Raw genomic sequence first — 13950 nt, forward strand, 5'->3', positions numbered from 1 at the left:
TATGTCATTAGAAACATCACAAATAAATGAATTACATTGGTTAATGGAAATGTTACACACCATCGATGTAGGATTGGTTGTACTAGATAGAGATTATAAAGTGCAAATATGGAATGGTTTTATGGAGAATCATAGCGGTCTGTTACCCCGTGAAGTGAAAGATAAAGTGCTATTCCCTTTGTTTGATGAAATACCTGAAGCATGGTTTAAGCGCAAAGCTGAATCAGTCTTTTTACTAAAAAATAAAGCCTTTACAATTTGGGAACAACGTCCTTATTTGTTTAAGTTTCAAAATTATCGTCCTATCACAGGGGCGGCTGATTATATGTATCAAAATACTACTTTTATTCCTTTGATGTCAGCGACAGGAATAGTGACTCATTTATGCCTCATTATTTATGATGTGACTGATAATGCTTCTCATAAAAAAGACTTAGTTAAGGCGAATAAAGAATTAGCTATTTTGAGTCAAACTGATGGCCTAACAAAACTGTTTAATCACACGCACTGGGAGCATTGCTTGCAAGCGGAATACAAGCGTTGGATCCGTAGTCAAAACCCTAGTTGCTTAGTGATGATTGATATTGATCATTTTAAAGTGGTTAACGATACCTATGGCCATGTCGTTGGTGACGAAGTTATTCGCCATATCTCAGGACTTATTCGCCATCATGTGCGTGAAACAGATGTTTCGGGGCGCTACGGTGGTGAGGAATTTGTTATATTATTAGCGGACACATCATTAGATAATGGTAAAGTATTTGCTGAACGATTAAGAGAAGAGATTGAAAAATCTGTGGTGAAATATAATGACATTGATGTTAAATATACGGTAAGTATGGGGATTGCTGAAATAGACATTAGTATTGAAAGTTATGAAGCTTGGATTGAGTGTGCTGATGCCGCTATGTACCGAGCAAAAGATAATGGCCGTAATCAAATAGCCTTGCACCCTAAGCAACTAGTTTAGTTCGTTACAAATAAGTCATAAAAAAAGCCCTTATGGGCTTTTTTTATATAAAATATTTACTTTAATGAGCGTAAACTTTTTTTCCATTTACCCAAGTCGCTATGACTTTATTCTTCCAGATATCTTGTTGGTTTTCTGTAAAGTAATTATCTTCTAATAAAATAAAGTCAGCTTTTTTACCTTTTTCTAAGCTACCTAAAGTATTTTCTTGGTGTGCTGCATAAGCCGCGTCAATAGTAAAAGTTCGTAAGGCTTCTAAGCGTGTCATACTTTCTTCACTGAACCAGCCATTTTTCGGTTGGTTCTGATGATCTTGACGGGTGACTGAAGAGTGTAAACCAAAAAATGGATTAGGGGATTCCACTGGGAAATCTGAGCCTGCAGCGATTATAGCCTTGGCATTCATCAATTTACGCCATGCATAAGCACCTAAAATACGTTCTTTACCAATTCGGTCAACAGCCATGTTTTTATCACTAGTTGCGTGTGTAGCTTGCATTGAAGCGATAATGTTGAGCTCAGCGAAGCGAGGAATATCACTTAATTGTAATATTTGCGCATGTTCAACTCTATGACGAAGCGCTTCGGTATTTGTTGCTTTTATTTGGTGTTGATATAAATCTAGAACCACTTTATTAGCATTATCACCAATGGCATGAGTATTCACCTGAAAACCTGCCTTCATCGCAGTATTCATATACAAGGTTAACTTTTCTTTGTCATGTAACATTAAACCTTTATGACCAGCATGGTCTGAATAATCAGCAATTAAAGAGGCGCCACGACTACCCAAAGCACCATCGGCTTGAATTTTCACACTATTAAAATTAAGCATGTTATCACGGCTAGTGAATGGTCCTTGCTTGAGTGTTTCCTGCCAATTTTCAGAGGGTAAATACAACATAGCGTTGACACGCATAGGGAGGGCGTTTTCATTGCTCAATTCTTTGAATAGTTCAAGGTTATCAGTAAAAATACCAGCATCATGAACACTGGTTAAACCAAAAGAGACCAATTTATTAAGCGCTTTTTTTAAGACTAATTTTTGTTCTTGCTTGGTCAAAGGGGCAATGCTTTTAGTAATCAAATCCATGGCATTATCAATAAAAATTCCTGTTGGCTGACCAGAGTCATCACGAATTATATCGCCACCCGTTGGACTTTGTGTCGCTGATGTTATACCAGCAAGCTCCATCGCTTTAGTATTGGCCCAGCCCGCATGTCCATCAACACGTCGTAAGAATACTGGTTTGTTAGGAAAGTGTTTATCTAGCGATTTTGCTGTTGGAAATTGGGTGTTTTCCCATTGAGTTTGGTTCCAGCCTTGTCCTTGTACCCAAGTAATATCTGGGTTTGCCTTTGCATAATTTACGGCTTTCTTTACCGCTGATTCTTCTGAAAGTGAGCCAAGTAAATTTGCTTGCATCAAACTTAAGCCGTAACTTAATATATGACCATGAGCATCAATTAAGCCCGGAAGTAGTGTTTTACCCTGGCCATCGATAACCGTCATCTGACCGGATTTAGGTAATACTTCACCATCGATAAAAAGTTTATCAATTTTATCATCGGTAAATTGAATAGCCGTAAACTGCTTTAATTGTTGGTCAGCTAAAGTATAGCCCTGAACATTGGTGATAATGGTTGTTTGTGCGAAGGCTAAACTGGTAGAGGTCAGTAAAAATAAGGTTAAAGTGGACAGGTGTTTAGTCAATACTTTCATAAATAAATCCTATGTATTATTGTTTTTTATGTTTTTTTATTGAGCATAGGATAAAGGCAGAAAAATAAAATTAATAGTATTAATGGTAATAACCAATGAATAAGTTGCCAATATTGACTATAAAAAGTCTTTCCTTGGACGAGTTCAAGGTCAGCTTTAAGCACAGCGTCAGTAAACTGTGGCAGTGTGGCTTGAATATTTCCTTGGTGATCAACGATAGCGGTTACACCATTGTTGGTGGCACGTAGCAGTGGTCGACCAAATTCCAAAGCGCGCATGCGAGCAATGTCTAAATGTTGATGTGGACCATGTGAATCGCCAAACCAAGAATCATTACTAACCGTGAGTAAAATGTCGGTTTCGTTGGTAAAGTTAGCGGCTAATTGCTCAGGAAAGGCAATTTCAAAACAAATAAGCGGTAATAGATGAACGCCTTTAGCAACAAGGTTGGGTTGAATATAGTCACCTCGGGTGAAAGAAGAATATTGTAAATTAAATATTGGCGCAATTTTTCTTAATATGTCACCAAAAGGCACAAATTCACCTATGGGTAGCAGGTGGTTTTTATAATAGCGGTTACTATGGTTATAACGGTAATGCCCAGTATCGTCGTTACTTTCTTTTTTACCGATGACAATCAGTGAATTGAAATAGGTTTTTGATTGATATTTGTAATCTAAAATACCGGTAATAATAGCACTATCATTGAGTGCGGCAGATCTATCGGCCATGCTGAGAAAGTCTTGTGCAGCGGGTTCTAATGCTGTTACTGCTGACTCCGGCCAAACAATAATGTCAGCATCATAATTTTCTCGGCTGTGATCTAGGTATTTTAATTGGATGGGCCACTCTTTTTCGGGCTGCCATTTCATTGATTGTTCAACATTACCTTGTACTAAAGCAGCGGTTATTGTTTTGCTGGTCGGTGTTACCCAAGCAACATGCGTTAATAAATAAGCGGAGATAGACACAGCAATCAATAAGATTATATGTGTCTTGCGATAGCAGTTATTTACAACATTAATAACCGCAATACTGATTACCAGCAGCAAAGCACTTATTCCTATTTCACCAATCAGTGGTGCAAAACTAGCTAGTGGACCATCGATTTGGCTATAGCCAATTGAAAGCCAGGGAAAACCAGTCAAGACGTTAGCACGCAAATATTCTGAAATAAGCCAGCAGGGTGGCAGTAACCACAGAGAGAATTTTTTCTTTGGCGCAAACTTCGTTGATAAATAACAAGCAAGTGCTGGATAAAGTGCCAAATAACAACACAATAACACCATCAATAACAGTGAGAAAAATAGTGGTAAACCACCAAATTGATCAATACTGACATGCACCCAACTAATACCGCTACCAAACCAACCAAGAGCAAAGATGAAACCTTGTTTAGTGGCTGTCTTTACATCAGTACCATTAATAGAATGGAGAAATAACGGCAGTACAATAATCATCAGCCACCATAGCGAAAAAGGAGCGTAGGCGAGCACTAAGCTGAGCCCAGCAAGGAAGCTGAGCCAGTTACGCTTATTAAATAAGTTATCGTGTAGTCGTTTTAGTAGGCGAGCGCCTAGTGTCTTGATCGCCATTGAGGTTAGTCGACTATCTTTCCATTGATTTTATGGTCTTTTGGAATCGTAATATGTAAGCTTTGGATACGGCGATTATCGCCGGCGGTGACTTTAAATTCAAAATCACCAATCGTCATTATTTCACCTTTTTTAGGCATATGGCCAAATTGATGTAAAACTACGCCACCAATAGTATCGGCATCGTTGCCATCAAACTCAGTATTAAAATATTCATTGAAGTCATCGAGCTCTGTTAATGCCTTAACTTGATAAACATTACCGGCAAGATACTTAATATCTAGTTCAATTTCATCATCTGTTTCATCTTCAATTTCACCAACAATTAATTCAAGAATATCTTCAATGGTGACAACACCAGAAACGCCACCATATTCATCAACAACAATTGCCATATGATAACGCTGAGAACGAAACTCTTGTAATAACGGTTCAACTCTTTTACTTTCTGGAACAATAATCGATGGACGAATTATTTTGGCTATGATGCATTCTTCTTGTTGACCAAAGCCGTAAGCGAGCAGATCTTTAGCGAGTAAAATTCCCTCAATGTGATCAATGTCGTCGTTAATAACAGGAAATCTAGAGTGACCAGACTCTAAGATGATCGGTAAAGAATGTTCAATCGGATCGTTGATATCAAGCGTGACCATTTGCGATCTTGGGATCATAATATCACGCACTCGCATATCAGAAACTTCTAATACACCTTGGATCATTAACTTGGTTTCTGGCTTAATTAAGTCGCGGTCTTCAGCGTCATTTAATACATCAACCAATTCGTCTTTACTTTTGGGCTCTCCGGTAAAGACCTGTACTATTTTATCAAGTATCGATCGATTTGCAGAGCCGTTGCTAGAGTGGGGGTGGTCATCGCTCATAGAGCTTATTTATTTCCTGTAAGGTTAACTTGTTGCTTATTTTCTAATCAATCGAAAGTAAATTCAAGTAGTAAGTGGTTATTTATCTATGAATTCTAAAGGATAAATTTATTCATTTATAATATAAGGATCGGATATATCGAGTGCTTTAAGTAATTTTGTTTCCAGTGCTTCCATTTCTGTGGCTTCAACTTCATCAATATGATCGTAACCTAATAAGTGTAAGCAGCCATGAATCACCATATGAGCCCAGTGATTATGCAGGTCTTTGTGCTGTTCATTGGCTTCTTGGGCGACGATGTCAGCACAAATCACTAAATCACCGAGTAAGTCTAGTTCAATTTCTGCTGGTACCTCAAAAGGAAATGATAAAACATTGGTCGGTTTATCTTTTCCACGATACTGTAAGTTCAGAGACTGGCTTTCTTTAACGTCAACGAGACGAATGGTAAGTTCAAAATCCGTTTTATCATTATTTAAAGCGATATTTACCCAAGATTGAAACTGTTCATTGCTGGGTAAATTTTTGGCATCACAAGCATGTTGAAGATCGAGTAGTGTTGCCACTATTGATTATCCATAGCATCAAGTGCCGCTTTATTTCTTTTTTCATCTTTTAAACGTTTTTCTTTTTGTTCAAAAGCATCATATGCATCAACAATTCTAGCCACAACCGGGTGGCGGACAATATCTTTTGATTCAAAGTAGTTGAAACTAATGCCAGGAATATCGTCAAGTACTTCAATCGCGTGACGTAAGCCTGATTTAGCACCACGTGGTAAATCTACTTGGGTAATATCGCCGGTGATAACAGCACGGGCATTAAAGCCAATACGGGTTAAAAACATTTTCATTTGTTCTACGGTCGTATTTTGACTTTCATCAAGAATTATAAAAGCATCATTTAATGTTCTGCCACGCATATAAGCAAGAGGAGCAATCTCAATGACATTGCGCTCGATAAGCTTTTCAACTTTTTCAAAACCCAGCATTTCAAAGAGTGCGTCGTATAATGGGCGCAGGTAAGGATCCACTTTTTGTGATAAATCACCTGGAAGGAATCCCAATTTTTCACCCGCTTCAACGGCTGGGCGTGTTAACAGAATTCGTCTAACTTCTTGTTTTTCTAAAGCTTCAACAGCACAAGCAACGGCTAAATAGGTTTTACCTGTACCCGCAACACCAACGCCAAAGCTAATGTCATTACTCATAATGTTATGCACATAACTTTGCTGGTTTGGATTACGAGGTTTGACTACACCACGTTTGGTTTTTATAGTCACTAACTTGTCGAAATCAACATCAACTTTAGTGGGCTCTTGCTCAAGCACTTTTGCGTCTAAAATAGCAAGATGGACCATTTTTTCTGTGATTTCTTTTAGTTCATTTTTTACGGTTGCTGTTTCAATATATAAATTCTTAAGCAAGACAATGACGGCTTCACAATTTGCGGGTTCACCCATCACTTTAAATTCATTGCTGCTGTAACTTATTTTAACACCAAGGCGACGTTCAATGGTTTTTAAGTTATCGTCCATTGAACCACATAAATTCGCTAGGCGATTATTATCAAGCGGTGTTAAGTCAAATTGTTTGCTAATACTTGTAGTCAAATTTATATCCGTTTTTATAGGCTAAGGTTTTAATTATTAAGGCGTAAAACTACCAACACCTAACTCGTCGATGTTACTACTTTTGCTAGTATGATGACTGTTCGCTAGGATGTCTTGTGGAGAATACGCAATGCGCAAGCCCATTTCACTTTCTTCGCGCACTAATTCACCGCGCAGCGAGTTAGCATAAACATCAGTAATTTTAATATCAACAAATTGACCAATAACCGTGTGAGGAGCAACAAAATTAACCGTGCGGTTATTTTCTGTTTTACCGCGTAATTCCATCGGATTTTTCTTTGAAGGACCTTCAACAAGAATACGTTGTTCTGTATTCAACATTTGACGTGCAATACGTAATGCTTGATGGGTAATTTGGTCTTGAAGCACTTTTAAACGTTCTTTTTTAGTGATATCAGAAATATCATCAATCATATCTGCTGCCGGTGTACCAGGGCGCGCACTGTAAATAAAACTAAAGCTTAAATCGAAATCTACCGCTTTAATTAAATCCATTGTTGCTTGGAAGTCAGCATCCGACTCACCAGGAAAACCAATAATGAAGTCTGAACTCATGCAAATATCTGGACGTGCTTTCTTTAATTTTCGAATTTGTGATTTATATTCTAATGCAGTATGACCACGTTTCATTTGCGTTAAAATTCTATCTGAGCCACTTTGTACCGGTAAATGTAGGTGACTCACTAATTCAGGAACGTCTTTGTAGACCTCAATGATATCATCGGTAAATTCAATCGGATGTGATGTTGTATAGCGAATACGGTCAATGCCGTCAACCGTAGCAACCAAACGCAATAATTCTGAAAAGCGACAAATTTCATCATCGTGCGTAATACCACGATAGCCATTAACGTTTTGTCCTAATAAATTAACTTCACGTACACCTTGTGCAGCAAGTTGAGCTATTTCATATAATACATCGTCAAGTGGACGACTGACTTCTTCACCACGAGTGTAAGGTACAACACAGAAGGTACAGTATTTACTACAGCCTTCCATAATCGACACAAAAGCGCTAGCGCCATCAGCTTTAGGTTCAGGAAGACGATCAAACTTTTCAATTTCAGGAAAGCTAACATCAACAACAGGATTATGATCACCAGTAACTTGTTGGATCATTTCAGGTAGGCGGTGCAATGTTTGTGGGCCAAAAACCATATCAACATAAGGCGCACGCTGGCGAATAGCATCACCTTCTTGAGAAGCAACACAGCCACCAACACCAATTAATAAACCGGGTTTATTGTCTTTTAGATGTTTCCAACGCCCTAGCTGATGAAAAACCTTTTCTTGTGCCTTTTCGCGTATAGAACAAGTGTTTAATAAGATGACATCAGCATCTTCAGCTTCGTCAGCCAATACAAAACCATGCGTTGAATCTAATAATTCGGCCATTTTCTGCGAGTCATACTCGTTCATTTGGCAACCCCAAGTTTTGATATATAGCTTTTTACTCATTAACTTTCCACTCATTAAATATTTAAAAATTTAGACAAACTAACATGAAATTTATTGCTTCGCAGTTAGTTCAATTTAAGGATGCATATTTTACTCCTTCTTGACGCTTGACGCCAGTACCCGATTCAACTTTAAGTGGCGCGGGTCTATCTGATCTCAATTATTGACCGCAACCATTAATAATATTCGTATAACTGATATAGGTTGGTTAGAATAACTTTGAAAAATCATTAAATAAAAAGTGTAAATTTTATGAGCAATTTTGATTGTGTCGTGGTCGGTGGTGGTATGGTCGGCGCTGCTAGTGCGTTATCTTTGGCAAACTTAGGGTTAACTGTGGCTATTGTCGAACCAAAGCAACCCGTCTGTTTTAATGAAACACAAGCACTAGATTTACGTGTTTCAGCTATATCGCTTGCTTCTGAGCATTTGTTAACACAATTGGGGGCTTGGCCACAATTAAAACAATGGCGAATGTGTCCTTATAAACGATTAGGTGTTTGGGAAAATCAGACAAGTTATACCGAGTTTAACGCCGATGACATTGGGCAATCTCATCTTGGCCATATTATTGAAAATCGCTTAGTTCAGCTTGCCTTATGGCAGCAAATTAAAACTCACAGTAAGGTGACTTTATTTGCACCAGCGAGTTTAGAAAGCTTTACTGAACATCAAAATGAAATCGCAGTAAGCTTGGCAATTAAACCGGCTGAAAAAGAGTGTAGTGAAATAGAAAAAATTACCACTCAAATATTAATTGCGGCTGATGGCGCTCATTCACAGGTAAGAAAACTAGCTCATATAGGTATAACGGGTTGGGATTATCAGCAATCAGCAATGCTTATTAATGTTGAAACTCAACATTTACAACAAGATATTACCTGGCAACAATTTTTTCAGACTGGCCCAATTGCTTTCTTACCGCTGCCAGGAGAAAGTCAATTAGGTGGTTATGCTTCCTTGGTTTGGTATCATCAAAAAAACGAGATAAAAAGGTTGTCAGCTTTATCTAATGAACAACTGCAAAGTGAAATCATTGAAAAATTTCCACAACGAATAGGTCAAATAAAGGTTATTAATAAAGGGGAATTTCCACTGACTCGTCGACATGCTAATACTTATCAAAAAGGTCGAGTATTATTATTAGGTGATGCAGCGCACACCATTAACCCCATGGCAGGGCAGGGAGTAAATCTTGGCTTTAAAGATGTTAAGGCTTTACAAACCGTCATAGCCAGTGCCATTGGTAATAATGAGTGTTGGCACTTGCCTGAGGTTTTATCACGTTACGAATCTAAGCGACGAATAGACAATCTATTGATGATGACAACGATGGATTCACTGTATGCAACGTTTAGCCACCCATCACCAGCTATTAAACTCTTTCGAAACATAGGGCTGACAATGGCAAATAAGATACCTTTTTTGAAAAATAAGGCTTTAGCTTACGCTTGTGGTGTATAAGTTGAAGTGATAATGGATCTTAAAAGAAATTTTTCAATGCAGTAAGAGATTAAGTCTTAAGATAATATTTATTGGGTGTTTAAGGTAAGATTCAAAAAGAATGGCAGGGGTAAGAGGATTTGAACCTCTGAATGACTGGATCAAAACCAGCTGCCTTACCGCTTGGCTATACCCCTGTAATGTTACTTATTTTCTAACAACTATCATGATGATAACTGTTAGTTAGAATGGTACGGGTCAAGAGACTTGAACTCTCACATCTTTCGATACTGGAACCTAAATCCAGCGCGTCTACCAATTCCGCCAAACCCGCATTGCTTCTAATACTACTAAGCATTAATAGCCTTGTAGATATTTCAAATAATTATTATGTCACTCAGTAATGTTTACTATTTTTTTAATAAAAACTAATTACGTTTTAAAAAAGGAATATTAAACAATAAAGTGGCAGGGGTAAGAGGATTTGAACCTCTGAATGACTGGATCAAAACCAGCTGCCTTACCGCTTGGCTATACCCCTGTAGGTATTCTAAATAACAAGTAAATATGACACTTATAATGTTTAATATTAGTTTTAATAAAGACTGATTGAGTTTTAAAAAAGGAATGTTAAACAAGAAAGTGGCAGGGGTAAGAGGATTTGAACCTCTGAATGACTGGATCAAAACCAGCTGCCTTACCGCTTGGCTATACCCCTGCAATGTTACTTACTTTCTAACAAATATCATGATGATAAATGTTAGTTAGAATGGTACGGGTCAAGAGACTTGAACTCTCACATCTTTCGATACTGGAACCTAAATCCAGCGCGTCTACCAATTCCGCCAAACCCGCATTTCTTCTAATACTTCTTTCACTACTAAGAGTTAAATGGTGGCTACACCGGGATTTGAACCTGGGACCCCATCATTATGAGTGATGTGCTCTAACCAGCTGAGCTATGTAGCCTTTCCGTATTGCCTCTCAGCAAGTGGCGCGTATTATGCAAATCTGCTTAGGCTACGTCAACCGTTTTTTTATAATAAATGCTAATTTCTTTCTGTTTGCTTGTTTAGTCTACAAATTGGGCGTTTAATATTCTAGGAAAGCGCAATCTCTTTAAAATAAAAACAAGAACGCTAAGTTCTTGCTTTATTTTAAAGAAGCGTAGATATCAACTTATGATTATTTTACACGTTCTTTTGCTTCTTCTTCTAAATGTTTTGAGTATTTACCAATATCGGCGATATGTTTAGCAACTTCTTTTGAAGGAACTTTACCAATAATAAATTCACCTGTTTCTAAAGCGCTATTAGATGCAGCAAAAACTAATAAATTTTGGCCGTTACATTCGATACTGCCAAAAAGTGCACGAATTTTTAATTTATTTTGTTTCATAAATGAACGTAAGCGGTTCTTATCATTAGCCGCAACGTATTCACAAATACGAAGAGATATATTATCGGCTTTAGTCACAGGGGCAAAAGTTACTGAAGCGGCAATTAAGCTAGCAAGTAGGAGTGTTTTTTTCATGGTCTGCCTTTTTATTGTTTATTAAAGTAATAGGTTATTGGTCTGACGTTGATGATTTTAACTTATATCAGATTGGTATTATGATAATTGTGGTATATTTTAGAAATAAAACAAGATATTTTTAAATTTTTTAAATTAAGTAGTCTATTGTTTTCATTGTTTATTATTTATATCTTTTTCTTTTTCAGTCATTTTTTTTAATTTTAATGACGAGTAATAACTTATTTTTAGAGACAAAAAAGGAGCCGAAGCTCCTTTTACTATTTAATTTATTCGCGTTAAAGCGTAAACATTACACGTTAAATCTGAAGTGAACCACATCACCATCTTTAACACGGTACTCTTTACCTTCTAAACGCCATTTACCGGCCTCTTTAGCCCCTGACTCGCCATTAAATTCGATAAAGTGATCATAGGCAATAACTTCTGCGCGAATAAAGCCTTTTTCAAAATCGGTATGAATAACACCCGCAGCTTGTGGAGCAGTAGCATTTTGCTTTACTGTCCATGCACGTACTTCTTTTACACCTGCCGTAAAATAAGTTTGCAAGTGAAGCAAAGAATAACCAGCATTAATAACACGATTAAGCCCAGGTTCTTCTAGTCCAAGGTCAGCCATAAATTCAACACGGTCTTCATCATCCATTTCAGACAATTCACTTTCAATTTCAGCACAAACAGCAACAACGATAGCACCTTCGGCATCAGCAATTGCTTGAACTTGATCTAGGTAAGGATTATTTTCAAAACCATCATCATTCACATTCGCGATATACATGGTCGGCTTTAGTGTTAAAAAGTTTAAGTAGTCTACCGCTGCTTTTTCTTCTTTAGACAATGTTAAAGAACGTATCATATGTCCTTCTTCAACATGCTTTAATATCTTTTCTAATACCGGCATTTCAAATTTAGCGTCTGCATCGCCACCTTTGGCTTTCTTCGCTAAGCGGAAAATCGCTCGTTCCGCTGTGTCCATATCAGACAAAGCCAGCTCAGTATTGATCACTTCTATGTCATCACTAGGGCTAACCTTATTGGCAACATGAATAATGTTGTCATTATCAAAACAACGCACAACGTGACCAATTGCATCGGTTTCACGAATGTTAGCAAGAAATTTATTTCCTAAACCTTCACCTTTTGAAGCGCCAGCCACTAAACCTGCAATATCAACAAATTCCATAGTAGTTGCTAGAACGCGTTCAGGGTTTACAATTTTGGCTAATGCATCTAAACGAGGGTCGGGCACGGGTACTACACCCGTATTCGGCTCAATAGTACAAAATGGAAAATTAGCTGCTTCAATACCTGCTTTTGTTAATGCATTGAAAAGTGTTGATTTACCTACGTTGGGCAAGCCAACAATACCGCATTTGAATCCCATGATAATACCTTAATTGTTTTGCAAAATTGTTTTAAAAGTTTAGTTATAGCGGTTTGAATGAATGCAAACGATTTTGAGCTTTCTTTAAATCGTCTGTTTGCCAGATGTCGATACATCGGCTTGCTTCATCAATCGCTTGATCTATTTTGTCTTGGTCAATAGCTGGTGCTTTGCCAAGTACATGTCCGGTAACGCGATCTCTATGACCTGGGTGGCCTATACCAATGCGTAACCGATAAAATTCTTTGTTATTAGCCAGACACGAAATAATATCGCGTAAGCCGTTATGTCCACCGTGCCCGCCACCCTTTTTAATTTTACAGACGCCCGGTTCCATGTCTAACTCATCATGAGCAACAAGGATATTATCGACGGGAATACGGAAAAAATTTGCAAGAGGCGCTACAGACTGACCACTTCTATTCATAAACGTTGTTGGAACAAGCAAATGAACAACTTCGTTACCTATTAGGCCTTTGCCGTAAAGTCCGAAATATTTTTTTTCTGGTCTGAGGGAGATGTTGTAGCGAGAAGCAAGTTCTTCGACGAACCAAACTCCGGCATTATGACGAGTTTTTGTATATTCGGGGCCTGGATTACCCAGGCCCACAACTAGTTGAATAGTCATTTAAGCTTATACTTAATGATTATTCAGTAGCTTCAGTTTCTTCAGCTTCATCAGTTTCTTCAGTTACGCCTTTCGGTGCATTTAATGAAACAACAGCTTGATCATGATCTTCGCCTTTTGCTAATTCGTCAGATGTTACGCCTTTAGGCAAAGTAACGTCTGATAAATGCAATGTTTGACCAACTTCTAAATCAGCAACATCAACTTCGATGAATTCTGGAATGTCAGCAGGTAAACAGCTAATCGCAATTTCGTTAATCTGGTGAGTAATGTTGCCACCTTTTTTCTCTGCTTCTTCTTCGTTAAGGAAGTGAATAGGAGCGTTAACGTGAACTGCATGAGATGCATCAATGCGTAAAAAATCTAAATGCATTACAAGTTGCTTGAACGGATGACGTTGCATGTCTTTTAAAAGACACTCAACTGGCTTACCGTCGATGTTTACAGTTAAAACGTGAGAGTAGAATGCTTCTTCTTGTTGTGCACGGTAAACATTTTTGTGCTCTAACGTTAAAGAAATCGGCTCTTGGCCTTCACCGTATAAAATTGCAGGAACTTTGTTTGCGTGACGTAGGCGGCGGCTCGCACCTTTCCCTAGGTCAGTACGAACTTCAGCTTCTAAAGTAAATAAATCAGTCATTTTTTAATACCTAATATTAAAGAGTTAGTTGAGTTGTTTTTTGCGACCAAAAACAACAATG

At 37.8% G+C, this 13950-nt stretch carries 12 protein-coding genes and 6 tRNA genes; 2 read left to right on the forward strand and 16 right to left on the reverse strand.

Annotated elements, in window-relative coordinates:
- Nucleotide 1: 1 nt before the first annotated feature.
- On the forward strand, nt 2-970 hold the full coding sequence (locus H4J76_RS09110; RefSeq protein WP_182215488.1) for a diguanylate cyclase: 969 nt from the start codon (nt 2-4) through the stop codon (nt 968-970).
- 61 nt (nt 971-1031) lie between these two features.
- On the opposite strand, the gene H4J76_RS09115 is transcribed toward H4J76_RS09110, so the two are convergent.
- The 6 genes from H4J76_RS09115 to miaB all read right to left on the reverse strand — a co-directional run bounded on the left by H4J76_RS09115 (nt 1032) and on the right by miaB (nt 8261).
- Nucleotides 1032-2693: an amidohydrolase gene (locus H4J76_RS09115; RefSeq protein ID WP_182230471.1), complete on the reverse strand. Its 1662-nt coding sequence runs from the start codon at nt 2691-2693 to the stop codon at nt 1032-1034.
- Between the two features lie 26 nt (nt 2694-2719).
- Nucleotides 2720-4288, reverse strand: a complete 1569-nt coding sequence (gene lnt / locus H4J76_RS09120; RefSeq protein ID WP_182230472.1) for an apolipoprotein N-acyltransferase — start codon at nt 4286-4288, stop codon at nt 2720-2722.
- Between the two features lie 5 nt (nt 4289-4293).
- On the reverse strand, nt 4294-5169 hold the full coding sequence (locus H4J76_RS09125; protein ID WP_070376146.1) for an HlyC/CorC family transporter: 876 nt from the start codon (nt 5167-5169) through the stop codon (nt 4294-4296).
- Between the two features lie 108 nt (nt 5170-5277).
- Nucleotides 5278-5736, reverse strand: a complete 459-nt coding sequence (gene ybeY, locus H4J76_RS09130) for an rRNA maturation RNase YbeY (protein ID WP_182215483.1) — start codon at nt 5734-5736, stop codon at nt 5278-5280.
- The gene (locus tag H4J76_RS09135; RefSeq protein WP_182215481.1) at nt 5736-6782 is read right to left on the reverse strand and encodes a PhoH family protein; all 1047 of its coding nucleotides are present in this window, start codon (nt 6780-6782) and stop codon (nt 5736-5738) included. The genes ybeY and H4J76_RS09135 overlap by 1 nt, the downstream gene beginning before the upstream one ends.
- A 36-nt stretch (nt 6783-6818) precedes the next feature.
- Nucleotides 6819-8261 carry a tRNA (N6-isopentenyl adenosine(37)-C2)-methylthiotransferase MiaB gene (miaB, locus tag H4J76_RS09140; protein WP_182215480.1) on the reverse strand — a complete coding sequence of 481 codons (1443 nt, stop codon included), beginning with the start codon at nt 8259-8261 and terminating at the stop codon, nt 6819-6821.
- Nucleotides 8262-8513: 252 nt separating this feature from the next.
- Here miaB and H4J76_RS09145 point away from each other — a divergent pair, with 252 nt between their 5' ends.
- Nucleotides 8514-9725, forward strand: a complete 1212-nt coding sequence (locus tag H4J76_RS09145) for an FAD-dependent monooxygenase (RefSeq protein ID WP_182230473.1) — start codon at nt 8514-8516, stop codon at nt 9723-9725.
- Nucleotides 9726-9826: 101 nt separating this feature from the next.
- Here H4J76_RS09145 and H4J76_RS09150 read toward each other — a convergent pair.
- The 10 genes from H4J76_RS09150 to H4J76_RS09195 form a co-directional block, all read right to left on the reverse strand.
- Nucleotides 9827-9901, reverse strand: a tRNA-Gln gene (locus H4J76_RS09150).
- A gap of 52 nt (nt 9902-9953) precedes the next feature.
- Nucleotides 9954-10038, reverse strand: a tRNA-Leu gene (locus H4J76_RS09155).
- A 132-nt stretch (nt 10039-10170) separates the two neighbouring features.
- Nucleotides 10171-10245: transfer RNA gene (locus H4J76_RS09160), tRNA-Gln, on the reverse strand.
- 102 nt (nt 10246-10347) lie between these two features.
- Nucleotides 10348-10422 (reverse strand) — tRNA-Gln (locus H4J76_RS09165).
- Nucleotides 10423-10474: 52 nt separating this feature from the next.
- Nucleotides 10475-10559 (reverse strand) — tRNA-Leu (locus tag H4J76_RS09170).
- A 37-nt stretch (nt 10560-10596) separates the two neighbouring features.
- Nucleotides 10597-10673, reverse strand: a tRNA-Met gene (locus tag H4J76_RS09175).
- 216 nt (nt 10674-10889) lie between these two features.
- Entirely contained in the window at nt 10890-11237 is a 348-nt protein-coding gene (locus H4J76_RS09180; protein ID WP_182222688.1) for a DUF3718 domain-containing protein, read from the reverse strand.
- 292 nt (nt 11238-11529) lie between these two features.
- A complete protein-coding gene (gene ychF / locus H4J76_RS09185) occupies nt 11530-12621 on the reverse strand; it encodes a redox-regulated ATPase YchF (protein ID WP_070376152.1) in 1092 nt (363 codons plus the stop codon).
- A 43-nt stretch (nt 12622-12664) separates the two neighbouring features.
- Nucleotides 12665-13249 (reverse strand): aminoacyl-tRNA hydrolase, encoded by a 585-nt coding sequence (gene pth / locus H4J76_RS09190; protein ID WP_182215476.1) that lies wholly within the window; start codon nt 13247-13249, stop codon nt 12665-12667.
- A 19-nt stretch (nt 13250-13268) separates the two neighbouring features.
- The gene (locus H4J76_RS09195) at nt 13269-13889 is read right to left on the reverse strand and encodes a 50S ribosomal protein L25/general stress protein Ctc (RefSeq protein ID WP_182215475.1); all 621 of its coding nucleotides are present in this window, start codon (nt 13887-13889) and stop codon (nt 13269-13271) included.
- Nucleotides 13890-13950 lie beyond the last annotated feature (61 nt).

This window comes from Colwellia sp. BRX9-1 (genome assembly GCF_014077195.1).
Taxonomy (GTDB): Bacteria; Pseudomonadota; Gammaproteobacteria; order Enterobacterales; family Alteromonadaceae; genus Colwellia_A.